This is a genomic window from Micromonospora sp. CNZ280, assembly GCF_011759515.1.
Map to the genome: position 1 here is coordinate 548,148 of NZ_JAAOYP010000002.1, position 22,708 is coordinate 570,855.

A 22,708-nucleotide genomic window follows, 5' to 3' on the forward strand; every position below is an offset into this window, starting at 1 on the left:
GGCCGGCGGCCGGCGGCCGGCGGTGAGACGCGCACGTATGTGGTCGCGCGTCCCGCGCATGGCCGCGGGCGGGCACACGGCGTTGGATGGAGGACATGACGATCAACGAACAGCCGGTGCTGGTGCTCGGCGGCACCGGCAGGACCGGCCGCCGCGTCGCCGACCGCCTCACCGCGCTCGGCCGGCCCGTCCGGCGCGGTTCGCGGACCGGCACGCCACCGTTCGACTGGACCGACCGGGCCACCTGGCCGGCAGCGCTGGACGGGGTCGGCGCGGTGTACCTGTCGTACCAACCGGACCTGGCGGTGCCCGGCGCGGTGGCGGCGGTGGAGTCGTTCACCCGGCTGGCGGTCACCGCCGGGGTGGACCGGGTCGTGCTGCTCTCCGGCCGGGGTGAACCCGAGGCCGAGCAGGCCGAGCGGGCGGTCCGGCAGGTGGTGGACGCTGCCGGCGGCCGGTGGACGGTGGTGCGGGCGAGTTGGTTCCAGCAGAACTTCAGTGAGGGCCCGTTCGTCCACGACGTACGGCGGGGCGAGGTGGCGCTGCCGGTCGACGGCGTGGCGGAGCCGTTCGTCGACGCGGACGACGTCGCGGACGTCGCCGTCGCCGCGCTGACCGGGAACGGGCACGCCGGCGAGGTGTACGAGGTGACCGGTCCCCGGCTGCTGACGTTCGCCGAGGTGGTCGCCGAGATCGCCGCCGCGGCCGGCCGGCCGGTCCGGTTCACCTCGGTGCCCGCCGCCGAGTACACCGCGGCGCTGGGCCGGGCCGGCGCGCCGGCCGACGAGGTCGCGCTGCTGACGTACCTGTTCACCCAGGTCCTCGACGGGCGCAACGCCAGTCTGGCCGACGGGGTGCGGCGGGCCCTGGGCCGCCCGCCCCGGGACGTCACCGGGTACGCGCGGGCCACCGCGGCCACCGGCGTGTGGGCGGCCTGAGATGACCGTGCTGGGTACGCTCAGCCTGCTCGCCGCCGCGGTGTCCACCGGCCTGATGGCCGGGCTGTTCGCGGCGTTCGCCTACGCGGTGATGCCCGGCCTGGTTCGGGCGGACGACCGGACCCTGGTGGTCGCCATGCAGCGGATCAACGAGTCGATCCTCAACGGCTGGTTCCTGGTCTGCTTCCTCGGCGCGCTGGCCTGCACGGCGCTGACGGCGGTGCTGCACCTCGGCTCGGGGCACCGGGCCGTGCTGCCGTGGCTGCTCGCCGCGCTGCTGCTCTACCTGGTGGTGCTGGTCGTCACCGGGACTGTCAACGTGCCGCTGAACAACCAGCTGGCGGCCGCCGGCGATCCGGACCGGGTGGCCGACCTGGCCGCGGTGCGGGACCGCTTCACCGCCACCTGGGTGCGCTGGAACGTCCTCCGCGCGGTCGCCTCGACCGCCGCGTTCGCCCTGCTCAGTTGGGCCCTGGTGGTGCACGGCCGGCTGACCGGCTGAGCGGCGCCGCAACCCGGTTCCCGGGGCCGGCCGACGCGCCGGAGCCGGTCGCGGGGACACCGCGCCGCACCGCGACCGCGCGCGGACCGGGGCCGCGCGGGTCAGCGCGGCGTGATGAGATCGGTGTAGTCGGCCGCGCTGAGCGCCTGCCGGGACAGCGACCCGTCCGCCCGCGGTACGCCGAGCGGCTGCCCGCGCCGCAGGAACGACACGGTCTCCACGTCGGCGCGGGCGGTCAGGGTGCAGACCAGCTGCCCGAAGGCGAGCACCTCGTCGCTGCGGCCCGCCTCGTCGTCGACCGCGTCGACCTCGACCTCCGCGTGGGTACCGGTGATCCGGACGGTGGCGCCGCCGACAGCGCCGGGCAGCGAGCTGGTCAGCCCCCGGTCCCGTTCGACGGCGCTCGGGCCGGCGAGCAGGTGGGCCAGCTGGGCGTCGGCGGTCGGGGCGGCGTCCAACCGCCGCTCGACGGGGACCAGGCGGTCGTCGCGGACGAAGCAGAGCACCTCGGCGACCCGGCCCGCCGGGGAGGTCGCCTCGCCGGTCGCCGCCGACGGGAACGGGCCGCGCGGCGCGGGCACGGTGCGGGGGGCGTCCTCGACCGGCACGCCGCACCCGGTGAGCAGCAGGACCAACGCGGCGAGGACGGCCCGGCGGCCCGGGCGGACCCGGGCCGCGGTGCGCCGGATCCACCGGGTCGTGGTGGCCATGTGCCCGGTTCGGGCGGCCGGGCCCGGTACGGTTCCGGCGGGGTCACGGCTCATCGGAGGGCCTCCGGCAGTTCGACGCGGAACCGGGCGCCGCCGCCGGGGCGGTCCCCGACCTCGGCCCGGCCGCCGTGGGTGGCGGCGTGCTGGGCGACGAGGGCCAGCCCGAGGCCGCTGCCGTCGCCGCCGGCCCGGGCGTGCGCGGCCCGGGCCCGGACGAACCGGTCGAAGACCGCCTCCCGCTCGGCGACCGGCACGCCGGGGCCCTCGTCGTCGACCTCGACGACGCCCGTCGCACCCCGCCGGGCCAGCCGCACCGCGACCGGCCCGCCGCCGTACCGCACGGCGTTGTCGAGCAGGTTGACCAGGATCTGCTCCACCCGGCGCCGGTCCACCGACCAGGTGGTCGCGGTGCCGGGTGCGACCCGCACCAGCGAATCGGGCAGGGACCGGGACCGGCAGGCCTCCCGGGCCAGGGCCGCCACGTCGACCGGCGCCCGGTCGGCCGGCCGGTCGCTGCGGGCCAGCTCGATCAGGTCGTTGACCAGTTGCTGGAAGCGGGCGACCTCGTCGGCCACCAGGCCGGCGGCGAGCGCGGTCCGCTCGTCGAGGTGCTCCCGGCGGTTGGCCAGCACGCTGGCCGCGGCGGACAGCGTCTGCAACGGTGAACGCAGCTCGTGGCTCACGTCGGCGGCGAACCGGCGGTCCCGTTCGATCCGCCGGGCGAGCTGGTCGACCATGTGGTTGAACGAGGTGGAGAGCCGGGTCAGGTCCGGGTCGGTGGTCGGCGCCAGCCGGGCGGTGAAGCTGCCCGCCGCGATCTTCTCGGCCGCGTCGGCGACCGCGGTGAGCGGCCGCAGGCTGTGCCGGGTGGCGTACCAGCCGACGGCGGCGCCGGACCCGGCGACCACGATGGCGACCGCGGTGAGCGCCAGGGCGAGGACCTGGAGAGTCTCCTCCAGCTCCCGCAGCGACGTCACCTCGTAGTAGCCGACCGCCTCGGCCAGCGGCACGCCGACCAGCAGGGCCGGCTGGCCGTCGATCCGGACCCGCTGTATCGCCGGTTCCCCGCCGCGCACCAGGCGTTGCAGCTCGGCGGGGACGGCGGCGGTCAGCCCGTCGTCGGCGTTGCGCAGGTACCACTGGTCGCCGCGGTACAGCAGCGGGCGGCGGTTGCCGCCGGTGTCCAGCGACCGCAGCACCTCCGCCACGTCGGGCGCCTCGGCGTCCAGGCCGGTACGTACCACGGCCGCGTCGAAGTACGCCGCCCGCAGCGCGGTGCGCTCCCGCTCGTCGAGCAGGGACCGCCGGGTCAGCTCGTACGACACCAGCGCCATCGACGCGGCCAGCAGCAGCGCGCCGACGGCGAAGCCGGCGGTGACCCGGGCCCGCAGGCCGAGCCGCCTCATCGTTGCAACTTGTAGCCGAGCCCACGCAACGTGACCAGGTGGCGCGGGTTGGCCGGGTCGCTCTCGATCTTCTGGCGGAGCCGGCCGACGTGCACGTCGACGAGCCGTTCGTCGCCGGTGTCGTAGCCCCACACCCGGCTCAGCAGCTGCTGCCGGGACAGCACCCGTCCGGCGTGCTCGGCCAGCTCGCAGAGCAGCCGGAACTCGGTGCGGGTGACCGGCACCGGCTGCCCGCCGCGGCGCACCTCACCGGCCTCCGGACTGACTTCCAGCTCGCCGAAGGTGAGCACCGACACCGCCGGGGCGGCGGCCCGGGCGCGCCGGCGCAGGGCGCGCAGCCGCGCGGACAGCTCCTTGATCGCGACCGGCTTGACCACGTAGTCGTCCGCGCCCGCCTCCAGCGCCGCGACGATGTCGTGGGTGTCGTCGCGGGCGCTGATCACCACGATCGGCACGTCGTCGTCGCGGCGCAGCTGCCGGATGCACTCGAAGCCGTCCAGCCCCGGCAGCATCAGGTCGACGAGCACGTTGTCGGCCGGGTCCTGACGCTGCGCCCGCAGTCCCTCCTCCGCGGTGGCCGCCCCACGTGCCGTGTACCCCTCGTCCTCCAGGGCGAGCAGCAGGGCCAGGCGGATCCGGTCGTCGTCCTCGATCACCAGTACGCCCGTCATACCCGCATCATCCCCGGCGCCCTGCCGGGCGCCCAGCCCTGTCCGGCGCCGGACGGATTTGTCACATAACTGTCATGCAACCGCGTGTCCAGTGCCAAGGGGGGCCGGCAGGGTGAGTTCCGGAGCCGACGGGCAGGAGGGCGACCGGTGACGGAGCAGCAGCCAGGGTGGTCGGTGCCACTGATCGAGGTGGCGCTCACCACGGAACTGGACCGGGCCGGCCTGTCGGTGACGGGCCTGGTCTTCGACCGGGTGCTGGCACTGTCCCCGGGGCACGTGGTGGTGGACCTGGCCGGTTGCCGGCACGTCGACGCCGCCGGCATCGGGCTGCTGCTGGACGTGCACCGCCGGCTCGCCCGCCGGCAGGCGGTGCTGAGCCTGCGTGACCCGAGCCCGCGGATCCGGAAGATCCTGCAGACCGCCCGGCTGGACCAGGTGCTGTCGGTGACCGAGACCGGGCAACGGGTCCCGCCCACGGACGCGCCACCACCGCCTCCCGACGCGCCACCCCCACCGGTCGGCCCGGCTCCCCCGCCGGCCGGCACGGCTTCCCCACCGGCCGGCACCACCCCCTCGCCGGCCGGTGGGGCGGCCCGCTCCAGCGGCCCGAACGGCCGCCCGTACAGCAGGGCGGCGGTCGCCTCGCCGTCGTGACCGCCCGCGCCACGGACCGCGGGCCGAGTACCGAGGAGGACAGCATGACCGCGACCGGTCTCGGCACGGCGGTGGCCGTCGGCCTCGCCGTCGGGGCGGTGGGCCGGTTCGCCGTACCGGGCCTGCGCGCCGTTCCGGTCTGGCTGGCGCTGGTGGTCGGGGTGGTCACCGCCGTGCTGGGCACGGTGGTGGTCGGCCTGGCCGACGCCGGCGGCCGCTTCGGCCCGCTCGACCTCGTCGTGCAGGTCGGGTCGGCCGTGGCCGGCGTCGCCCTGGTCGCGCTCACCACCGGACGGGAGGGATCCGATCCGACCTGATCCGGGTTGCCGGACCGGTCGCGAGGGTCGACGGGCCCGGGCAGAACGCGAGGAAGAGGAGATGACCGTCGTACCCGACGAGAACCTGATGACGCTGATCTGCGACGCCTGCGGCGACACCGTCCGGGCGACGGCCTGCGTGCTGCCGGACGCCGAGGTGGTCTGGACGCTGGTGTCCGAGCACGGCTGGAGCGGCTCGCCGTTCGCCACCGGCCCGCACCGCTGCCCGCGCTGCGCCCCGCTGCCGCCCGACCCGACCGACCCCAGCGGCGGCGGCCACCCCGGCCAGGTGCTCGGCATCGACTACCTCGAGGACGTCCCGGTGGTGAGCGTCGCCGGCGACATCGACCTGGACGGGGGCGACGCGCTCCGCGCGGCCCTGCACGGGGCGGTCGAGGTACGCGGGCACGTGGTGGTCGACCTGGCCCGGGTCCACCTGATCGACCCGACCGGGCTCGGGCTGCTGGTCCGCGCCCATCGGGACGCCCGCGAGCGCGGGGTGGTGCTGTGCCTCGCGGCGCCGTCCCGCTACATCCGCACGGTGCTGCACACGATGCGCGTGGACGGGCTCTTCCCGGTCTTCGACACCGTCGAGGAGGCCGTCGCGGAGGTGTCCCGGCCGGCCCGCCCCGGCGAGCCGGCGGAAACCGGTGCGGGTGCCGCCCGGCATGCGGCGGCCGCCCCCGTCCGGTGAGCCGCCCCGCCGCGCGGGTCAGCCGCGGGGCTGGTCGACCGGGCAGGCGTACGCCGACCGCCCGCCCAGCTCCCACACCCGCACCGGCGCCCCGCAGCGGCGGCACTCGCGCCGCTTGTAGACCCATCGCTCGTCCGGGGCCGTCGGGTCGCTGACCACCTGGCCGGCGTCGCGGCCCAGGGCCAGGTGCCGCACCGCGAGGTCCCACAGCCGCCGGGCCGTTTCCGGCCCGACGTCCCTGGTGTCCGGGTCCAGACCGGCGAGGAAGAGCAGTTCGGCCCGCCAGGCGTTGCCGATGCCCGCCCAGACCGCCTGGTCGAGCACCGCGGCGCCGACCGCGCCGCGTGCGGCGGCCAGCCGGCGGACCGCCTCCGCCGGGTCGGCGTCGGCGCGCAGCGGGTCCGGCCCGAGCGAGGCCCGCAGCGCGCGTTCACCGCCGGGTGGGAGCGGCTCGCACCGGATCGGGGCGATCAGGTCGTACGCGACGGCGGCGCCGGCCAGCCGCATCCGCACCCCGGCGCGCGGGGCGGCGGTCGGGTCGTCGTACCGCAGGAACAGCCCGCGCATGCCGAGGTGCACGTGCAGGGTCGGGCTGTTGTCCAGGTGGTAGAGCAGGTGCTTGCCGTACGCCTCCACGGCGCGCAGCCGCCGCCCGTCGTACGGGCCGGGTTCGAACCGGCCCTGCGGGCTGGAGACCGCGAGCACCTGCCCGGCGAGCGCTGCGTGCTGCTCGCGGGCGTACCGGTGGATCAGGTGCCCTTCGGGCACGTCAGCGGCCTCGGCGGGACGGTGCGGGCATGGCGGCGGATACCCGGCACGCCCGGCGGGAAACGTCGGCTCCGCGCGGGAAGACGGGCGGTCGGTCCGCAGTTGTACCGGTTCGTGACCGACGTCGTCCCGCAGTCCCGGCTGCTCGACATCCGGCGGATCTTCGTGGAGCCGGACGCCGCCGCGCTCCCGCGCGGCCAGCAGGTTTTGGCCCGCTTTCCCGACGCCGAGCGGATCGAGATCGACAGCCACGCCCGCATCCCGGAGCTGTACGGCGACGAGACGAACGTGGCCCGCTGGGTGCGGATCAAGACCGAGACCCTCGTGCTGGGCGTGAAGAAGTCGCTCACCGCCCGGCCCAACGGCCGCTCCAGCGACTTCATCGCGCCGTCCACCGCCAACGGCTGCGCCATGGCGTGCGCCTACTGCTACGTGCCGCGGCGCAAGGGCTACAGCAACCCGATCACTGTCTTCGCCAACATCGAGCGGATCACCGGCTACCTGTCCCGGCACGTGGCCCGGCAGGGCGTCAAGGACACCCCGAACCAGTGTGACCCGCACGCGTGGGTGTACGACATCGGCGAGAACTCCGACTGCTCGCTGGACGCCTGGGTCAGCGACAACGTCCGCGACCTGGTCACCTGCTTCCGCGACCTGCCCACCGCGAAGGCCAGCTTCGCCACCAAGCACGTCAACCGGGACCTGCTCGACTGGGACCCGCGCGGGCGGACCCGGATCCGGTTCTCGCTGATGCCCGCCCGGGACGCCAAGCTGCTCGACATCCGCACCTCACCGGTCGCCGAGCGGATCGCCGCCATCGACGACTTCGTCGCCGCCGGATACGAGGTGCACGTCAACTTCAGCCCGGTGGTGGTCCGCGACGGCTGGCTCGACGACTGGGCGGAGCTGCTGGACCAGCTCGACGCCGGGATCGGGCCCCGGGCCAGGGCGCAGCTCGCCGCCGAGGTCGTCTTCCTCACCCACAACGACCGGCTGCACGAGGTCAACCTCGGCTGGCACCCGAAGGCCGAGGAACTGCTCTGGCGCCCGGACCTCCAGCAGCCGAAGCGCTCGCAGACCGGCGGCTGGAACGTGCGCTACCGCACCGGCCACAAGGGCCGCTACGTGGCCGCGCTGACCGAGCTGATCACGGCCCGGACGCCGTACTGCCGCATCCGGTACGCCTTCTAGGCGCGGAGCCGGCCGGGCCGCGTGGGCCCGGCCGGCGCGCGGGTCAGGCGTAGAGGCGGCTGACCGTCTCGGCGACGCAGACCGGCTTGCCGCCCGCGTCGCTCTCCACGGTGACCGCGGCGACCAGCTGCACGCCGCCGTCCACCCGGGACACCTCGGCAATGGTGGCGCTGGCCCGGATCGCGCTGCCGACCCGGACCGGGGCCGGGAACCGCACCCGGTTCAGCCCGTAATTGACGCCCATCCGCACCCCGTGCACCCGGTAGAGGCGGCCGGCCAGCGCCGGCAGCAGGGACAGCGTCAGGTAGCCGTGCGCGACGGTGCCGCCGAACGGGCCGGCGGCGGCCCGCTGCGGGTCGACGTGGATCCACTGATGGTCGTCGGTGGCATCGGCGAAGAGGTCGACCCGGCTCTGGTCGACCCGCTGCCAGTCGCCGGGGCCGATGGTCTCGCCGACCGCGGCGGCCAGGTCGTCGAGGGAGGCGAAGGTCCTCATGCCAGGTGCCCTCCGAGCTTGGTGTAGCCGCGCAGCAGGTCACGGGAGATGATCAGCCGCTGCATCTCGTCGGTGCCCTCGAAGATCCGGTAGAGCCGGACCTGCCGGTACCAGCGCTCGATCGGCAGCTCCCGGGTGTAGCCCATGCCACCGTGGATCTGGAGCACCCGGTCGACCACCCGGTTGACCATGCCGGCGCCGTACAGCTTCGCCATCGACGAGGCGTGCCGCGGGTCCATCCCCTGGTCCACCGTCCAGGCGGCCCGCAGGATGAGCCAGCGGGCCGCCTCCAGCTCGGTCTCCGAGTCGGCGATCATCCACTGGATCGCCTGGTTCTCGCCGATCGGCCGGCCGAACGTCCGCCGGTTGTTGGCCTGGTCGATCGCCATCCGCAGGGCGCGCTCGGCGATGCCGACCGCGTGCGAGGGGATGGTGTAGCGGCCCTTGCCGATCCACTCCATGCCCAGGGTGAAGCCCTGCCCCAGTTCGCCGAGGATGTTGCGGCCGGGCACCCGGACGTCGTCGAAGACCAGCGAGGCCGGGCCGCCCTCACCCATGGTCTGGATGAACTCCGACCGCCAGCCCATCGACCGGTCCACCAGGAAGGCGGTGGCGCCGCCGTTGCGCGCCCCCTTCTCCCGGTCGGTCACCGCGATCACGATGGCGAAGTCGGCCTCGTTGCCGCCGGTGATGAAGGTCTTCTCGCCGTTGAGGATCCAGTCGTCGCCGTCGCGGCGGGCGCTGAGCTTGATGTTGGCCGCGTCCGATCCGGCGCCCGGCTCGGTGATCGCGAAGCAGCTGCGCCGCTCGCCCTCGATGGTCGGGATCAGGTACTCCCGCTTCTGCTCCTCGTTGCAGTGGAACAGGATGTTGTCGGCCTCGCCGCCGAACCGGAACGGCACGAACGAGCGGCCGATCTCGGTCCAGATCAACGACTGGGTGACGGCGGAGAGGTCCATGCCGCCGTACTCCTCCGGGGTGGCCAGCCCCCAGAAGCCGAACGCGCGGGCCTTGAGCTGCAACTCGCGCAGTTCACCCGGTTCCAGCCCGGGCCGGTGCGCCCGTTCCCGCCGGAGCAGCTCCTGCTCCAGCGGCATGACCTCCTTGGTGATGAAGTCGCGGGCGGTGTCGCGGATGGCCCGCTCGGTGTCGGAAAGCGCGAAGTCCATGTCCCCTCCGGGTGCTGAGCTGGTACGCGCGCCTCAGCGCGCGCCGCCGTTGACGTACAGGGTCTGGCCGCTGACGTACGAGGCGTCGTCGCTGGCCAGGAAGGCGATCACCGAGGCGATCTCGGCCGGCTGGGCGACCCGGCGCAGCGGCGTGTGCTCGGCGACCATCCGCTGGTGCTCCTCCGGGCTGGCGCCCACCCGCTGCGCGGTGGCGGCGGTCATCGCGGTGGCCACGTAGCCCGGGGCGACCGCGTTCACGGTGATGTTGAACGGCCCCAGCTCGATGGCGAGGGTGGCGGTCAGGCCCTGCACGCCGGCCTTGGCCGCCGCGTAGTTGACCTGGCCCCGGTTGCCGAGGGCGGAGCGGCTGCTGAGGTTGACGATCCGCCCGTAGCGGGCCGCGACCATGTGCTGCTGGACCGCCTGACAGCAGAGGAACATGCTGGTCAGGTTGGTGGTCAGCACCGCCTCCCAGCGTTGCAGCGGCATCTTGAACAGCAGGTCGTCGCGGGTGATGCCGGCGTTGTTCACCAGCACGTGCAACCCGCCGTAGGCGCGCACCACCTGGTCGGTCATCGCGGCGACCGCCTCGGGGTCGGTCACGTCGGCGCCGATGCCGACGGCTCGGCCGCCGGTCGCGGTGATCTCGTCGGCGACGGCGCGGCTGCGTTCCGCGTCGAGGTCGACCACGGCGACGGCGGCGCCCTCGGCGGCCAGCCGCCGCGCGGTCGCGGCGCCGATGCCCTGCGCGGCGCCGGTGACGACGGCGACCCGGTCGGCGAATCTGGTCACGGTTGCTCCCTGGGGTCAGAAGGCGTTCACGCCGGTGAGCGCGCGCCCGATGAGCAGCTGCTGGATCTGGCTGGTGCCCTCGTAGAGGGTGGCGACGCGGGCGTCGCGCAGGTACTTGCCGACCGGGTACTCGTCGATGTAGCCGTAGCCGCCGAAGACCTGGACGGCGTTGTTCGCCGCGCGGACGGCGGCCTCACTGGCGAAGAGCTTGGCCATCGACGCCTCGGTGGCGAACGGCTGGCCCCGGTCGATCAGGTCGGCGACCTGCCACACCAGCAGCCGGGCGGCGTTGGTGTCCACCGCGATGGCGGCGAGCAGTTGCTGCACCAGCTGGTGGCCGGCGATCGGCTTGCCGAACTGGGTGCGCTGCCCGGCGTAGCCGACCGCGGCGTCCAGGCAGCCCTGGGCGATGCCGACGCAGCCGGCGGCGACCGACATCCGGCCCTTGGCCAGGGTGGCCAGCGCCAGCCGGAAGCCCTCCCCCTCTTCGCCGAGGCGCGCCGAGTCCGGCACCCGTACGCCGTCGAAGCGCAGTTCGCCGGTGGCCTGGCCGCGCAGGCCGAGCTTGCCGTGGATCCCGCGCCGGGTGAGACCGGGCGCGTCGGTGGGCACGAGGAACGCGCTGATGCCCCGGTGCCCCGGCCCGCCGGTGCGGGCGAAGACCAGCGCGACGTCGGCGGTGGTTCCGTTGGTGATGAACGTCTTCGTGCCGGTGAGCAGCCAGTCGCCGCCGTCGCGGACCGCTCGGGTGGTCAGCGCGGCGGCGTCCGAGCCGCTGTCCGGTTCGGTCAGCGCGAAGCAGCCGAGGGCGGTGCCGGCGCAGAGCCGGGGCAGCCACTGCGCCCGCTGCGCCGGGGACCCGTGCGCGGCGATCGACTTGGCGACCAGCCCGAGCGACACCGAGACGATGCCCCGCACGGCCGAGTCGCCCCGGCCGAGTTCCTCCAGCACCAGGCAGTACGCGAGGTGGTCGCCGCCGGAGCCGCCGTCGTCCTCGGGGATGGTCAGCCCGAGGAAACCGAGCTGGCCGAGCTTGCCGACGATCGCCGGGTCCACCGACTCGCGCCGGTCCCAGGCCGCCGCGTACGGGGTCAGCTCGCGGTCGACGAACTCCGCGGCGAGCCGGCGGACCGCAGCCTGCTCGGCGGAGAGCTGAAGGTCCATGGCGGATAAACTAGCGCTGCAAGTTTAATTCCGTCCAGACCCTGTTGTGGCAGAGTTTGCGGCGGACCATCGAGCGAGGGAGGGACGCATGCCCCGGCCGCGGCAGGCGCTGCTCAGCCGGCAGCGGATCGTCGAGGCCGCCGCCGCGCTGATCGACGCGGAGGGCCTGGAGGGGTTCTCCACCCGCCGACTCGCCGCCGAACTCGGGGTACGCGGGCCGTCGCTGTACAACCACTTCGCCACCAAGGACGAGATCCTCGACGCGGTGGCCGACAGCGTCACCGGCCAGGTGGACGTGTCGTTCTTCGGCCACGTCGACTGGCGCGAGGCGTTGCGCCGGTGGGGGCACTCCTACCGGGCGGCGCTGGCCGCGCACCCGAACATCGTGCCGTACCTGGCCCGCGGGCCGGGGCGCCGGCCGGCGGCGCTGGCCATGGCCGACGCCGTCTACGGTGGACTGGTCGACGCGGGCTGGCCACCCGCCCGGGCCACCCACATCGGCGCGCTGATGCGCTATTTCGTCGCGGGTTCGGCGCTCGGGTCGTTCGCCCGCGGCTTCGTGGAGGACCCGAGCCTCTACGCCGAGCAGTACCCGCACCTGACCCAGGCGCACCGGCTCGCCGAGCACCAGCAGCGGGTGGACGAGGGCGCCTTCGCGCTCGGCCTCGACGCGCTCATCGACGGGCTGTCGCGCACCTACGAGGAGCACATCGGGCCACTTCCGCCCCTCCCGCCCGCCGGCACGGCGTACTAGAGTCAAAACTTGCACCGCTAGTTTTGACCGACGTACGTGAGGGGCGTCATGGATCTCGCACGGACCGACTTCTACCTCGACGGGGCCTGGGTCGCCGCGTCCTCCGGGCAGACCCTGGCGGTGCGCAATCCGACGACCGAGGAGGTGGTCGCGACCGTCCCGGCGGGCACGGCGGCCGACGTCGACCGGGCCGTCGCGGCGGCCCGGGCCGCCTTCCCCGGCTGGGCCGGCACCGACCCGGCCGACCGGGCCGCCGCGCTGGACCGGCTGCACGCCGCGCTGACCGCGCGGGCCCACACGGTCGCCAACACCGTCGCGACGGAGCTGGGCACTCCGCTGAAGATCGCCGTCCGGGTGCAGGCGGGGCTACCGCTGAGGGTGCTGCGCAGCTACGTCGACCTGGCCGCCGAACCACCGGCGGAGGAGACGGTCGGCAACTCGCTGGTCGTCCGCGAGCCGGTCGGTGTGGTCGGCGCGATCACCCCGTGGAACTACCCGCTGCACCAGGTGGTGGCGAAGCTGGCGCCGGCCCTGGCCGCCGGCTGCACCGTGGTGCTCAAGCCGAGTGAGCTGACCCCGCTCACCGCCTACCTGCTCTTCGACGCGATCCACGAGGCCGGGTTCCCGCCGGGGGTGGTCAACCTGGTGCCCGGCACCGGCCCGGAGGTCGGCGAGGCCATCGCCGCCCACCCGGACGTCGACATGGTCTCCTTCACCGGCTCGACCGCCACCGGGCGGCGGATCTCCCACCTGGCCGCCGACCGGATCGCCCGGGTGGCCCTGGAGCTCGGCGGCAAGTCCGCCAACGTGATCCTCGACGACGCCGACCTGGCCACCGCGGTCAAGGTCGGGGTGGGCAACGCCTTCCTCAACTCCGGCCAGACCTGCACCGCCTGGACCCGGATGCTGGTGCACCGGGACCGCTACGACGAGGCGCTGGCCCTGGCCGCCAAGGTCGCCGAGGGCTACCGGCTCGGCGACCCGTTCGACCCGGACACCCGGCTCGGCCCGCTCGTCTCGGCCGCCCAGCGGGACCGGGTCACCGGGCACGTCGCCCGGGGGCTGGCCGACGGCGGCCGGCTGGTCGCCGGCGGCCCGGACGTCCCGCTGCCGGAACGCGGCTACTTCGTCGCCCCGACGGTGATCGCCGACGTCGACCCCGACAGCGCGCTGGCCCAGGAGGAGGTCTTCGGCCCGGTGCTCGCGGTCATCCCGGTCGACGACGAGGACGCGGCCGTCGCCGTCGCCAACAACTCCCGGTACGGGCTGGCCGGCGCCGTCTGGTCCGGCGACGAACAGCGGGCGCTGCGGGTCGCCCGACGGATGCGCACCGGGGCGGTCGACATCAACGGCGCGCCGTTCAACCCACTCGCCCCGTTCGGCGGCTACAAGCAGTCCGGCCTCGGTCGCGAGCTGGGCCGCTACGGGCTGGACGAGTTCCTGCAGACCAAGGCCATCCAGCGGTGAGGGCGCTGGTCGCCCGGGCGGTGGGCGAGCCGCTCCGGGTGGAGGAGGTGGAGCTGCCCGCCCCGGGGCCCGGCGAGGTACGGGTGGCCGTCCGGGCCGCCGGGGTCTGCCACTCCGACCTGTCCATGGTCAACGGCACCCTGGCGCCGCCGTACCCGCTGGTGCTCGGGCACGAGGCCGCCGGCGTGGTGGTCGAGGTCGGCGCCGGCGTCGACCGGGTCGCACCCGGCGCGCACGTGGTGCTGAACTGGGCGCCACCGTGCCGGCGGTGCTGGTACTGCGGGCGCGGCGAGCCGTGGCTCTGCGAGCGGTCCGGGTCCCCGGCCGCCGCGCGGGGCCGGACGTCGACCGGCGACCCGCTGCACGTCACGCTCGGTCTCGGCGCGCTGGCCGAGGAGGTGGTGGTGCCGCAGGACGCGGTCATCCCGGTGCCGGCGGAGCTGCCGTTCGACGCCGCGGCGCTGCTCGGCTGCGCCGTGCTCACCGGAGTCGGCGCGGTGCGCCGTACCGCCCGGGTGGCGCCCGGCGACTCGGTGGCGGTGATCGGCCTCGGCGGGGTGGGCCTGTCGGTGGTCTCCGCCGCCCGGGCGGCCGGCGCAGACCCGGTGCTCGCGGTCGACGTGTCGCCGGCCAAGGCGGAGCTGGCCGGCGCGGCCGGCGCCACCGACTTCCTGCTCGCCGACGACTCGCTCGGCAAGGCGATCCGGGAGCGGACCGGCGGCCGCGGCGTCGACCACGCGCTGGAGTGCGTCGGACGCGGCGCCACCATCCGCGCCGCCTGGCGAGCCACCCGGCGCGGCGGGCAGGTGACCGTGGTGGGGATGGGCGGGAAGGACGACATGGTCGGGCTCAGCGCGCTGGACATCTTCCACTCGGCACGCACGCTGCGCTCCTCGGTCTACGGTTCGTCCGATCCGGACCGGGACGTGCCGGAACTCGCCCGGGCCGTGCTCGACGGCGCCCTCGACCTGGCTCCCCTGATCACCGACCGGACCGGCCTGGACGGCGCCGCGGCGGCGTTCGACCGGATGGCCCGCGGCGAGGGCGCCCGCACCGTCGTGGTGCCCTGACCATCGCCGCTCGCCACCGGCCCGCCCGGACCGCCGCTCGAAACGGCGCCGGTGCCGGCAAGGCGGTCGTCAGGCGAGCACCCGGGCCAGTTCGGTACGCGAGCGGATGCCGAGCCGGTGGAAGATGTTGCGCAGGTGGTGGTCGACGGTCCGGGTGGAGAGGAACATCCGGGCGGCGATCTCCTTGTTGGTGGCCCCCTCGGCGACCAGTTGCGCGATCCGCAGCTGCTGGCCGGTGAGCAGCCGCGCCGCCGGCAGGTCCGGCGTGCCGACCGACTCGCCGGCCGCGCGCAGCTCGGTGGTGGCCTGCTCGGCCCAGGCGGCCAGGCCGAGCAGGCCGAAGGCCTCCCGGGCGGTGTGCAGGTGCTCCCGGGCGTCCCGGGGGCGGCGGTTGCGGCGCAGCTCCCGGCCGAGCAGCAACTCGGTGCGGGCCCGCTCGAACGCGCCGGCGTCCGCCGGGTGCAGCCGCAGCGCGGCGCGGAACCCCTGCTCGGCCGCGGCGCTGCCGCGGGGCGCCAGCAGCGCGTGACAGCGCGCCGACAGCGCCCGGCGGGACGGGCTGGCGGTGCTGCTGGCCCAGCGGTCGAAGACGGCGAGCGCGGCGGCGGCCGCCGGCCGGTGCGCCGTGCCGGCGGCGGCCTCCACCAGGTACGGGGTGGCCATCACCTGGATCAGCACCTGCCCCCGGCCGATGCCGGGGCGGGCCAGGGCGGTCAGCCGAGCGGCGGCGGCGTCGTGCCGGTTGTCCACCAGGTCGAGCACGGCGAGGGCCCACTGCGCCAGCGCCCGGGGGCGGCTGTACGGCATGGCCACCTCCCCGATCTCCCGGATCCGGCGCAGGCTGGTGTCCCGGTCCGCCCGTATCGCCGCCAGCACCGCGAGCATGCCCAGGTGCACGCCGGCGCAGTTGACCTGGCCGGACTCCCGAGCGACGCGCAGCCCGTTCCGGGACGTGTCCGTCGCCGCGTCGTGCCGGCCCAGCCAGTACTCGGCGATGGCGCGCAGCTCCAGCGCCCGGGAGAGCAGGGACAGCTCGCCGCGGGCGCGCGCCAGCTCGACGGCGCGCTCGGCGAGCCGGTGGGCGGCGCCGTCCACCGCGACCAGCAGGCCGGCGACCGCCGCGCAGGTCAGCGCGGACGGGGTGAGGGCCGGCCCGGTCAACCGGTTGCCGAGCACGACGGCCCGACGCAGCGCCGGCCCACCCCGCTCGTGGTCGCCGCGCAGCGTCGCCGCCACGCCGGCGGCCAGCGCGGTCATCAGCTCGATGGCGGGCGGGTCGCCCGGGCGGCGCAGCGCCGCCACCCGGCGGGCCACTTCGGCGTACCGGTACTGGTCGCCGGTGAAGCAGACCGCCTCGCCGGCGCGGACCAGCGCGCCGAGGGCGGCGAGGCGGTCGACGCCGGACACCGCCGCCGCGGCGGCCAGCAGGGTGGCCGAGGCGAGCGACGGCGCGTCGCAGCGCAGTTCCAGCTCACCGCGGAGCAGCTCGGCCCGGGCGGCGGTGGCCGGGTCGGCCGGGCCGCTCACCCGGGGGTCGGCCAGCAGTCGGCGCGTCCACTGCGGCCGGCCGGCGGTCCAGGCGTGCCGGGCCGCGGCGACCAGCCGGGCCGCGGCCTGCCGGGGCGTGGCGCTGAGCTCGCCGGCCCGGGCCAGCGCCGCCGCGGCGGTCTCCGGGGTGGCGTCGGCGGCCGCCGCCTCGAGTTCCGCCGCCAGGGCCGGATCCGGTGGCTCGGCCGCGGCGGCCCGGTGCAGGGCGCGACGTAGCCGCTGGTCGGGGCCGTCGAGCACGCCGGCGAGCAGCAGGTGGGCGGCGCGCCGCGCGGCCAGCGGAGCGCTCTGGGCGACCACCGCCCGGGCCAGCGGTTGCGGCAGGGTGACCCGCCGCGCGTCGACCCGGACCAGGCCGGCGGCCTCGGCCGGGGCGAGGGCTTCGATCGCGGTGCCGGCGGCCCGCGCGGCCCGGACCAGGGTGGCCGGTTCGCCGTCCGGGTCGAGCGCGGCCAGCAGCAGCACGCGCCGGGTGTCGGCCGGCAGCCGGTCCAGCCGGGCGCGGTAGCCGCGGCCCAGCGCGCCGTCGACCGGCGGAATCTCCGGCAGCGGCTCGTCGCCCCGGCACTGCCCGGGAGTGAGCACCTCGGCGAGGTCGACCAGGGCCTGCGGGTTGCCGCCGGCGACTGCGGTCAGCGCCGCCGCCACCGCCGGGGCGAGGCCGGGCAGCCGGTCGGCGAGCAGGGCGGCGCCGGCAGGCTCGTCGAGCGGCCGCAACCGGTGCCGGGGCACTCCCCCGGCCACCGCGTCCGTGCCCGCGGTGAGCAGCACGGCGACGGGCAGGTCGCGCAGCCGGCGGGCCACGAAACCCAGCACCTCGGCGGTCTGCGGATCACCCCGGTCGACGTCGTCCATGGTGCACAGCAGCGGGCGGTCCCGGCCGGCGGCGGCGAGCAGCCCGAGCACGGCCATCGACAGGGCGAGCCGGCGGTGGGCCGGACAGCCGGCGCCGGCCAGCGCCGCCCGCAGCACCCCGCGCTGCGGTTCCGGCAGTGCGTCGGCCCGGTCGAGCAGCGGGTCGAGCAGGCGTTGCAGCCCCGCGTACGGCAGCGCCGCCTCCTCGGCGAGCCCCGCGCCGGCCAGCACGGTACGGTCGCCGGCCTGCCGGTGCGCGTAGCCGACCAGCGCGCTGCGGCCCGCTCCCGGCTCGCCCCACAGCAGCAGCGCGCCCCCGGCGTCCGGCGGCCCGTCGAGCAGCCGCCGGATGGCCGCACACTCGGCGTCGCGGCCCGACAGCCCGGTTAATTGCACTGTCGATGCAGTAACCATGCATCGAGTGTCACCTATCGGAAACCGGAAGGAAAGAGTCGATTCCGCGCGAGCTGGCTGGCTGCCTGGCTGGCCAGCAGGCGACAGCCCGTCAGCGGCCGGCCACGTCGGCCAGCAGCGCGCCAACGGTGCGGGCCATCACCGCCCGGGCCTGGTCCACGCCCAGCCCCAGCCCGTCCCGCAGCATCGACCAGGCCGGCCACATGCTCGCCGCCACCAGCGCGTGCACCAGCTGCTCCCGACCCGGCCCGGCCTGCGCCAGCTCGGCCGCGAAGAGCTGCTCGACCTCGTCGCGGACCCGGTCGATGTGCTTGAGCCGGTTGCGGTGCAGCTGCGCGGAGACCGGCTCGCGCATCTGGGCGGCCCGCGCCGACGGGGCGACCAGCTGGAGCAGCCGGGCCCGCTGCCGGCAGTACGCGTCGACCCGCTTGGCCAGCGGCAGCGTCCGCGAGATCGGCCGGTACGCGGCGTCCTGCTGGCGGAGCACCTCCGCGCCGCTGGCCTCGAAGAGGGTCTCCATGTCCTTGAAGTTGGTCCACAGCGTGCGCAGCGAGATGCCGGCCCGTTCGGCGATGCGCTCGCCGGTCGGCCGCAGGTCGCCCTCGGAGATGAGCGCGAGGTGTGCCTCGACGATCGCCGCCCGGGTGCGCTCGGCCCGGGCGGTCCGGCCGTCGACCCGGCCCGGCGCGTCGGCCCCGCCCATCCGTGCTCTCCCTCTCACCGCTGCCACGCGTCCCCACCGCCTCGGGAGTCTAGTCGCGGGCCGCCGGCCGGAACGGCTGGTGCCGGCGCAGCTCCCGCCGGGCCAGCGACTGCCGGTGCACCTCGTCCGGGCCGTCGGCCAGCCGCAGCGCGCGGGCCTTCACCCAGAGCCGGGCCAGCGGCGTGTCCTGGCTGACCCCGGCCGCACCGTGCGCCTGCACGGCCCGGTCGATCACCCACTGGGCGGTCTCCGGCACCGCGATCTTGATCGCCTGGATCTCGGTGTGCGCGGCCCGGTTGCCGACCGTGTCCATCAGCCAGGCGGTCTTGAGCACCAGCAACCGGGCCTGTTCCAACCGGACCCGCGCCTCGGCGATCCAGTCCCGGATGACCCCCTGCCCGGCCAGCGGCCCGCCGAACGCGTGCCGGTCGGCGACCCGCCGGCACATCAGCTCGACGGCCCGCTCGGCCATGCCGACCAGCCGCATGCAGTGGTGCACCCGGCCCGGCCCGAGCCGCGCCTGCGAGATGGCGAAGCCGTCGCCCTCCGCCCCGATCAGGTTGCCCACCGGCACCCGGACGTCGACGAAGTCGATCTCGGCGTGTCCGCCGTGGTCGCTGTCGTCGTACCCGAAGGTGCGCAGCCCCCGGCGGACGGTGACACCCGGGGTGTCGCGCGGCACCAGGAGTTGGCTCTGCTGCCGGTGCCGGGGCGCGTCGGGGTCGGTCCGTCCCATCACGACGAAGACCGCGCAGCGCGGGTCGAGCGCGCCGGTGACGAACCACTTGCGGCCGTTGACCACGTACTCGTCGCCGTCGCGCTCGATCCGGGTGGCGATGTTGGTGGCGTCGGACGACGCCACGGCCGGCTCGGTCATCGCGAACGCCGAGCGGATCCGGCCGTCCAGCAGCGGACCGAGCCAGCGCTCCCGCTGCTCCGGGGTGCCGAACAGGGCCAGCAGTTCCATGTTGCCGGTGTCCGGCGCCGCGCAGTTCAGCGCGACCGGAGCGAGCCCGGGCGACCAGCCGGTGATCTCGGCCAGCGGGGCGTACTGCAGGTTGGTCAGGCCCGCGCCGTGCTCGCCCGACAGGAAGAGGTTCCACAGGCCGCGCCGGCGGGCCTCGGCCTGCAGATCGGCGACCACCGGCGGGGCGACCCACGGATCGACCCGCGCCGCCGACTGCTCGTCGAACACGGGCTCGGCCGGGTAGATCCGCTCGGTCATGAAGGCGAGCAGTTTCTCGCGCAGCCGCTCGGTGGTCTCGTCGTAGCGGAAGTCCATCAGGCGCTCCGGTGCGGGTCGGGGTCGGCCGCCGCCGGGTCGAGGCCAGGCGGTTCCGGCCGCGGGTCGAGGCCGGACGGCTCCGGCCTCGGGTCGAGGTCGGCCACCTCCGGCGGCGGGTCGAGGTCGGGCGGGGCGGGCCGGGGGTCGGGGGCGGGCCGGCCGGTGCCCCGCCGCTCGACCTCGCGTTGGGTGCGGTTCATCGCGCGCAGCCAGCGGTCCGGGTCGGCGGCGCGGCGCGCGTACCAGGCGGCGACCTCGGGGTGCGGCAGCACCAGGAAGCGGTCGTCGGCCAGCGCCGCGCTGACGCAGTCGGCCACCTGCGCGCAGCTGACCGCGGTGGCGTCCAGCAGGGCGGCACTCGTGTCGTCGGCGGCGGCCAGCATCGGCGTCCGCACCCCCCGCGGGCAGAGCGCCTGGACGGTGATGCCGCGGTGGGCGTAGCTGGCGCGCAGCCACTCGGCGAAGCCCAGCGCGGCGTGTTTGGTCACCGAGTAGGGCGCCTTGCCGAGCAGGGTGAGCAGGCCCGCCGCGGACGCGGTGACCAGCAGCCGGCCGCGACCGGCGGCGAGCCAGTGCGGCAACAGCTCGCGCGCGGCGAGCACGTGCGCCATCACGTTCACCCGCCACGCCCGCTGCCACGTCTCGTCCGGGGCGTCGACGCCGCCGGGCGGGGCCACCCCGGCGTTGGCGCAGAACAGGTCGACCGCGCCGAGGCGGTCGCGGGCGAAGCGGACCAGGTCGGCCACACCGGCCGGGTCGGCCGCGTCGCCGGGGCGGGCGTACCCCCCGATCCGCGCCGCCACCGCTTCGGCGGCCGCGGCGTCGAGGTCGTTGACCACCACCCGGGCGCCGTCGGCGGCGAACCGGGCGGCCAGGGCGGCGCCGATGCCGGAGCCGCCCCCGGTGACCACCACGCCGGCCCCGGCCACGACCAGGCCGCGGGACGCGGCCGGCGCGGTCATCCGGCGATCCGGCCGACGAGGCCGACCCCGCCGTCGAGGACCAGGGTCTGCCCGGTGATCCAGGCCGCGTCGGCGGAGGCGAGGAAGGAGACCGCGCCGGCCACGTCCTCGGGTACGCCGAGCCGCCCCAGCGGGTACGCCTGGGCGACCTCCGCCTCCCGGCCCTCGTGCAGCGCGGCCGCGAACCGGGTCTTCACCACGGCCGGGGCGACCGCGTTGACCCGGATCGCCGGGGCCAGCTCGACGGCGAGGCAGGCGGTGAGATGGTTGACGGCGGCCTTGCTCACGCCGTAGAAGGCGATGCCCGGCGAGGGGGTCAGCCCGGCGATCGAGGAGACGTTGACCACGCAACCCCCGCGCTCGGCCATCCCCGCCGCGCGGACCTCCTGCACCCAGCCGAGCGTGCCGACCAGGTTGACGTCGAGGATCTTGCGGGCCGCGGCCAGGTCCAGTTCGGCCAGTGGCCCGTGGACCGGGTTGATGCCGACGTTGTTGACCAGGACGTCCACCGGCCCGAACGCCTCGGTGACCCGGTGCACCGCGGCCCGGCGGTGTTCGGCGTCGTCGGCCCGGCCGGCCACGGCCACCGCGCGGGTCGGGCCGGCCAGCTCGGCTACCGCCTCGGCCAGTGCCTCCGGATGACGGGCGGTAAGGCCGACCCGGGCACCCTCGGCGACCAGCCGGCGGGCGATGGCCAGGCCGATTCCTCGACTCGCTCCGGTGACCAACGCGACCCGACCGGCCAACCGCCCTGAATCTGCATTCACGATGCAGATAGTAGGAGGCCAGGTCCGGGTCGTCAACGACGGATGCCGATGACCATCTCACAATTCGTTGACACGGCCGCAGCAGTAACCGCACCGTCGGTGCAGATATATTCTTCCCGGAAAGGACCCGCCATGCCGGAAGCCGTCATCGTCGCCGCCGCCCGATCACCGATCGGACGGGCCAACAAGGGCTCCCTGCGCGAACTGCGCGCGGACGACCTGGCCGCCACCATCGTGCGGGCCGCCCTGGACCAGGTGCCCGAGCTGGACCCGGCCGAGATCGACGACCTGATGCTCGGCTGCGGCCAGCCCGCCGGCGAGCAGGGCTACAACCTCGCCCGCGTGGTGGCCGTCCTGCTCGGCCTGGACCACCTGCCCGGCACCACCGTCAACCGGTACTGCTCCTCGTCGCTGCAGACCACCCGGATGGCGCTGCACGCCATCCGCGCCGGCGAGGGCGACGTGTTCGTCTCGGCCGGGGTGGAGTGCGTCTCCCGCTACCACCGGGGCCGCAGCGACGGGCACCCGGACAGCACCAACCCGCGGTTCGGCGACGCGACGGCGCGTACCGCCACGCGAACCGCCGGCGCAGCGTCGGCCTGGCACGACCCGCGCGAGGACGGCGAACTGCCGGACGTCTACGTCGCCATGGGACAGACCGCGGAGAACGTGGCCCAGCTGCGCGGCATCTCCCGGGAGAGCCAGGACGAGTTCGCCGTGCGGTCGCAGCTGCTGGCCGAGAAGGCGATCGCCGACGGCTTCTGGGCGCGGGAGATCACCCCGGTCGCCGTGCCCGGCGGCACGGTGGTCGCCGCCGACGACGGACCGCGCCCCGGGGTGACCCTGGCGGCGGTGGCCGCGCTGCCGCCGGTGTTCCGGCCGGACGGCACGGTGACCGCCGGCAACTCCTGCCCGCTCAACGACGGCGCCGCCGCGCTCGTGGTGATGTCCGACGTACGGGCCCGGGAGCTGGGCATCACCCCGCTGGCCCGGATCGTCGCCACCGGCCTGAGCGCCCTCTCCCCCGAGATCATGGGGCTCGGGCCGGTGGCGGCGTCCCGGCGGGCGCTGCGCCGCGCCGGGATGTCCATCGCGGACGTCGACCTGGTCGAGATCAACGAGGCGTTCGCGGCCCAGGTGCTGCCGAGCGCCCGCGAGCTCGGCGTCGACTGGGACCGGCTCAACGTCAACGGCGGCGCGATCGCGGTCGGCCACCCGTTCGGCATGACCGGCGCCCGGATCACCACCACGCTGCTCAATTCGCTGCGCTGGCACGACCGGCAGGTCGGGCTGGCAACGATGTGCGTGGGCGGCGGGCAGGGCATGGCGATGATCGTCGAACGGCTCAGCTGACCAGGGCCGACCGGGCCCGGCCACGGTGCCGGGCCCGGTCGACGCTGACCGGGCCCGG

22 protein-coding genes and 1 pseudogene are annotated in these 22,708 nt (G+C 75.6%); 10 read left to right on the top strand and 13 right to left on the bottom strand.

Annotation, left to right across the window (positions count from 1 at the left end):
* Nucleotides 1-95: 95 nt before the first annotated feature.
* Both FHX32_RS17525 and FHX32_RS17530 read left to right on the top strand, forming a co-directional pair.
* Nucleotides 96-938 carry an NmrA family NAD(P)-binding protein gene (locus tag FHX32_RS17525; protein WP_167183991.1) on the top strand — a complete coding sequence of 281 codons (843 nt, stop codon included), beginning with the start codon at nucleotides 96-98 and terminating at the stop codon, nucleotides 936-938.
* 1 nt (nucleotide 939) lies between these two features.
* Nucleotides 940-1,440, top strand: coding sequence for an anthrone oxygenase family protein (locus FHX32_RS17530; RefSeq protein WP_167183994.1), 501 nt, complete (start codon nucleotides 940-942; stop codon nucleotides 1,438-1,440).
* 101 nt (nucleotides 1,441-1,541) lie between these two features.
* On the opposite strand, the gene FHX32_RS17535 is transcribed toward FHX32_RS17530, so the two are convergent.
* The 3 genes from FHX32_RS17535 to FHX32_RS17545 are packed head-to-tail and all read right to left on the bottom strand — an operon-like array spanning nucleotide 1,542 to nucleotide 4,227.
* Entirely contained in the window at nucleotides 1,542-2,150 is a 609-nt protein-coding gene (locus FHX32_RS17535) for a GerMN domain-containing protein (protein ID WP_167186084.1), read from the bottom strand.
* A 50-nt stretch (nucleotides 2,151-2,200) separates the two neighbouring features.
* Nucleotides 2,201-3,556 carry a sensor histidine kinase gene (locus FHX32_RS17540; RefSeq protein ID WP_167183997.1) on the bottom strand — a complete coding sequence of 452 codons (1,356 nt, stop codon included), beginning with the start codon at nucleotides 3,554-3,556 and terminating at the stop codon, nucleotides 2,201-2,203.
* Nucleotides 3,553-4,227: a response regulator transcription factor gene (locus FHX32_RS17545; protein ID WP_167184000.1), complete on the bottom strand. Its 675-nt coding sequence runs from the start codon at nucleotides 4,225-4,227 to the stop codon at nucleotides 3,553-3,555. Before FHX32_RS17545 ends, FHX32_RS17540 begins: the two co-directional genes overlap by 4 nt.
* A gap of 147 nt (nucleotides 4,228-4,374) precedes the next feature.
* Between FHX32_RS17545 and FHX32_RS35165 the strand changes: the two genes are divergently transcribed.
* The 3 genes and pseudogenes from FHX32_RS35165 to FHX32_RS17560 form a co-directional block, all read left to right on the top strand.
* Nucleotides 4,375-4,881 (top strand): STAS domain-containing protein, encoded by a 507-nt coding sequence (locus FHX32_RS35165; protein WP_486481156.1) that lies wholly within the window; start codon nucleotides 4,375-4,377, stop codon nucleotides 4,879-4,881.
* A 44-nt stretch (nucleotides 4,882-4,925) separates the two neighbouring features.
* Nucleotides 4,926-5,198 (top strand): GlsB/YeaQ/YmgE family stress response membrane protein, encoded by a 273-nt coding sequence (locus tag FHX32_RS17555; RefSeq protein WP_167184003.1) that lies wholly within the window; start codon nucleotides 4,926-4,928, stop codon nucleotides 5,196-5,198.
* 61 nt (nucleotides 5,199-5,259) lie between these two features.
* Nucleotides 5,260-5,808, top strand: a pseudogene (locus tag FHX32_RS17560) (STAS domain-containing protein); the annotation flags it as partial.
* A 102-nt stretch (nucleotides 5,809-5,910) separates the two neighbouring features.
* On the opposite strand, the gene FHX32_RS17565 reads toward FHX32_RS17560, so the two are convergent.
* Nucleotides 5,911-6,660, bottom strand: a complete 750-nt coding sequence (locus tag FHX32_RS17565; RefSeq protein ID WP_167184009.1) for a DNA glycosylase — start codon at nucleotides 6,658-6,660, stop codon at nucleotides 5,911-5,913.
* Between the two features lie 114 nt (nucleotides 6,661-6,774).
* On the opposite strand from FHX32_RS17565, the gene FHX32_RS17570 reads away from it, so the two are divergent.
* On the top strand, nucleotides 6,775-7,851 hold the full coding sequence (locus FHX32_RS17570; RefSeq protein ID WP_167184012.1) for a spore photoproduct lyase family protein: 1,077 nt from the start codon (nucleotides 6,775-6,777) through the stop codon (nucleotides 7,849-7,851).
* A gap of 43 nt (nucleotides 7,852-7,894) precedes the next feature.
* Here the strand turns inward: FHX32_RS17570 and FHX32_RS17575 are convergent, their stop codons facing one another.
* Genes FHX32_RS17575 through FHX32_RS17590 form a run of 4 tightly spaced genes read right to left on the bottom strand, consistent with a single transcriptional unit; the run spans nucleotide 7,895 to nucleotide 11,472 of the window.
* Nucleotides 7,895-8,347, bottom strand: coding sequence for a MaoC family dehydratase (locus FHX32_RS17575; RefSeq protein ID WP_167184015.1), 453 nt, complete (start codon nucleotides 8,345-8,347; stop codon nucleotides 7,895-7,897).
* Entirely contained in the window at nucleotides 8,344-9,516 is a 1,173-nt protein-coding gene (locus FHX32_RS17580) for an acyl-CoA dehydrogenase family protein (RefSeq protein WP_167184018.1), read from the bottom strand. The genes FHX32_RS17575 and FHX32_RS17580 overlap by 4 nt, the downstream gene beginning before the upstream one ends.
* A 33-nt stretch (nucleotides 9,517-9,549) precedes the next feature.
* On the bottom strand, nucleotides 9,550-10,308 hold the full coding sequence (gene fabG, locus FHX32_RS17585; RefSeq protein ID WP_167184021.1) for a 3-oxoacyl-ACP reductase FabG: 759 nt from the start codon (nucleotides 10,306-10,308) through the stop codon (nucleotides 9,550-9,552).
* A gap of 15 nt (nucleotides 10,309-10,323) precedes the next feature.
* Nucleotides 10,324-11,472, bottom strand: a complete 1,149-nt coding sequence (locus FHX32_RS17590) for an acyl-CoA dehydrogenase family protein (protein ID WP_167184024.1) — start codon at nucleotides 11,470-11,472, stop codon at nucleotides 10,324-10,326.
* Nucleotides 11,473-11,560: 88 nt separating this feature from the next.
* Here FHX32_RS17590 and FHX32_RS17595 point away from each other — a divergent pair, with 88 nt between their 5' ends.
* From FHX32_RS17595 to FHX32_RS17605, 3 genes are read left to right on the top strand one after another with little or no spacing between them, the layout of a single operon-like run.
* Nucleotides 11,561-12,226, top strand: a complete 666-nt coding sequence (locus tag FHX32_RS17595) for a TetR/AcrR family transcriptional regulator C-terminal domain-containing protein (RefSeq protein ID WP_167184027.1) — start codon at nucleotides 11,561-11,563, stop codon at nucleotides 12,224-12,226.
* 48 nt (nucleotides 12,227-12,274) lie between these two features.
* On the top strand, nucleotides 12,275-13,693 hold the full coding sequence (locus tag FHX32_RS17600) for an aldehyde dehydrogenase family protein (RefSeq protein WP_167184030.1): 1,419 nt from the start codon (nucleotides 12,275-12,277) through the stop codon (nucleotides 13,691-13,693).
* A complete protein-coding gene (locus FHX32_RS17605) occupies nucleotides 13,690-14,763 on the top strand; it encodes an alcohol dehydrogenase catalytic domain-containing protein (protein ID WP_167184033.1) in 1,074 nt (357 codons plus the stop codon). Before FHX32_RS17600 ends, FHX32_RS17605 begins: the two co-directional genes overlap by 4 nt.
* Before the next feature lie 69 nt (nucleotides 14,764-14,832).
* Here the strand turns inward: FHX32_RS17605 and FHX32_RS17610 are convergent, their stop codons facing one another.
* The 5 genes from FHX32_RS17610 to FHX32_RS17630 all read right to left on the bottom strand — a co-directional run bounded on the left by FHX32_RS17610 (nucleotide 14,833) and on the right by FHX32_RS17630 (nucleotide 21,297).
* The gene (locus FHX32_RS17610; RefSeq protein WP_167184037.1) at nucleotides 14,833-17,580 is read right to left on the bottom strand and encodes a LuxR family transcriptional regulator; all 2,748 of its coding nucleotides are present in this window, start codon (nucleotides 17,578-17,580) and stop codon (nucleotides 14,833-14,835) included.
* 91 nt (nucleotides 17,581-17,671) lie between these two features.
* Complete coding sequence (locus tag FHX32_RS17615; protein ID WP_167184040.1) at nucleotides 17,672-18,283, bottom strand: TetR/AcrR family transcriptional regulator; 612 nt, start codon at nucleotides 18,281-18,283, stop codon at nucleotides 17,672-17,674.
* A 49-nt stretch (nucleotides 18,284-18,332) separates the two neighbouring features.
* Nucleotides 18,333-19,565 carry an acyl-CoA dehydrogenase family protein gene (locus FHX32_RS17620; RefSeq protein ID WP_167184043.1) on the bottom strand — a complete coding sequence of 411 codons (1,233 nt, stop codon included), beginning with the start codon at nucleotides 19,563-19,565 and terminating at the stop codon, nucleotides 18,333-18,335.
* Complete coding sequence (locus FHX32_RS17625; RefSeq protein WP_167184046.1) at nucleotides 19,565-20,530, bottom strand: SDR family oxidoreductase; 966 nt, start codon at nucleotides 20,528-20,530, stop codon at nucleotides 19,565-19,567. Before FHX32_RS17625 ends, FHX32_RS17620 begins: the two co-directional genes overlap by 1 nt.
* The gene (locus tag FHX32_RS17630; RefSeq protein WP_167184049.1) at nucleotides 20,527-21,297 is read right to left on the bottom strand and encodes an SDR family oxidoreductase; all 771 of its coding nucleotides are present in this window, start codon (nucleotides 21,295-21,297) and stop codon (nucleotides 20,527-20,529) included. The genes FHX32_RS17625 and FHX32_RS17630 overlap by 4 nt, the downstream gene beginning before the upstream one ends.
* Before the next feature lie 132 nt (nucleotides 21,298-21,429).
* Between FHX32_RS17630 and FHX32_RS17635 the strand changes: the two genes are divergently transcribed.
* Entirely contained in the window at nucleotides 21,430-22,650 is a 1,221-nt protein-coding gene (locus FHX32_RS17635; protein ID WP_167184052.1) for an acetyl-CoA C-acetyltransferase, read from the top strand.
* The last annotated feature ends 58 nt before the right edge of the window (nucleotides 22,651-22,708 follow it).

Bases quoted from the DNA above. Each gene is read 5' to 3' on its own strand.
- FHX32_RS17615 (WP_167184040.1), bottom strand. From the start codon at position 18,283: ATGGGCGGGGCCGACGCGCCGGGCCGGGTCGACGGCCGGACCGCCCGG.
- FHX32_RS17580 (WP_167184018.1), bottom strand. From the start codon at position 9,516: ATGGACTTCGCGCTTTCCGACACCGAGCGGGCCATCCGCGACACCGCC.
- FHX32_RS17555 (WP_167184003.1), top strand. From the start codon at position 4,926: ATGACCGCGACCGGTCTCGGCACGGCGGTGGCCGTCGGCCTCGCCGTC.
- FHX32_RS17530 (WP_167183994.1), top strand. From the start codon at position 940: ATGACCGTGCTGGGTACGCTCAGCCTGCTCGCCGCCGCGGTGTCCACC.
- FHX32_RS17625 (WP_167184046.1), bottom strand. From the start codon at position 20,530: ATGACCGCGCCGGCCGCGTCCCGCGGCCTGGTCGTGGCCGGGGCCGGC.
- FHX32_RS17635 (WP_167184052.1), top strand. From the start codon at position 21,430: ATGCCGGAAGCCGTCATCGTCGCCGCCGCCCGATCACCGATCGGACGG.
- FHX32_RS17610 (WP_167184037.1), bottom strand. From the start codon at position 17,580: ATGGTTACTGCATCGACAGTGCAATTAACCGGGCTGTCGGGCCGCGAC.
- FHX32_RS17525 (WP_167183991.1), top strand. From the start codon at position 96: ATGACGATCAACGAACAGCCGGTGCTGGTGCTCGGCGGCACCGGCAGG.
- FHX32_RS17535 (WP_167186084.1), bottom strand. From the start codon at position 2,150: ATGGCCACCACGACCCGGTGGATCCGGCGCACCGCGGCCCGGGTCCGC.
- FHX32_RS17545 (WP_167184000.1), bottom strand. From the start codon at position 4,227: ATGACGGGCGTACTGGTGATCGAGGACGACGACCGGATCCGCCTGGCC.
- FHX32_RS17590 (WP_167184024.1), bottom strand. From the start codon at position 11,472: ATGGACCTTCAGCTCTCCGCCGAGCAGGCTGCGGTCCGCCGGCTCGCC.
- FHX32_RS17595 (WP_167184027.1), top strand. From the start codon at position 11,561: ATGCCCCGGCCGCGGCAGGCGCTGCTCAGCCGGCAGCGGATCGTCGAG.
- FHX32_RS17600 (WP_167184030.1), top strand. From the start codon at position 12,275: ATGGATCTCGCACGGACCGACTTCTACCTCGACGGGGCCTGGGTCGCC.
- FHX32_RS17540 (WP_167183997.1), bottom strand. From the start codon at position 3,556: ATGAGGCGGCTCGGCCTGCGGGCCCGGGTCACCGCCGGCTTCGCCGTC.
- FHX32_RS17620 (WP_167184043.1), bottom strand. From the start codon at position 19,565: ATGGACTTCCGCTACGACGAGACCACCGAGCGGCTGCGCGAGAAACTG.
- FHX32_RS17575 (WP_167184015.1), bottom strand. From the start codon at position 8,347: ATGAGGACCTTCGCCTCCCTCGACGACCTGGCCGCCGCGGTCGGCGAG.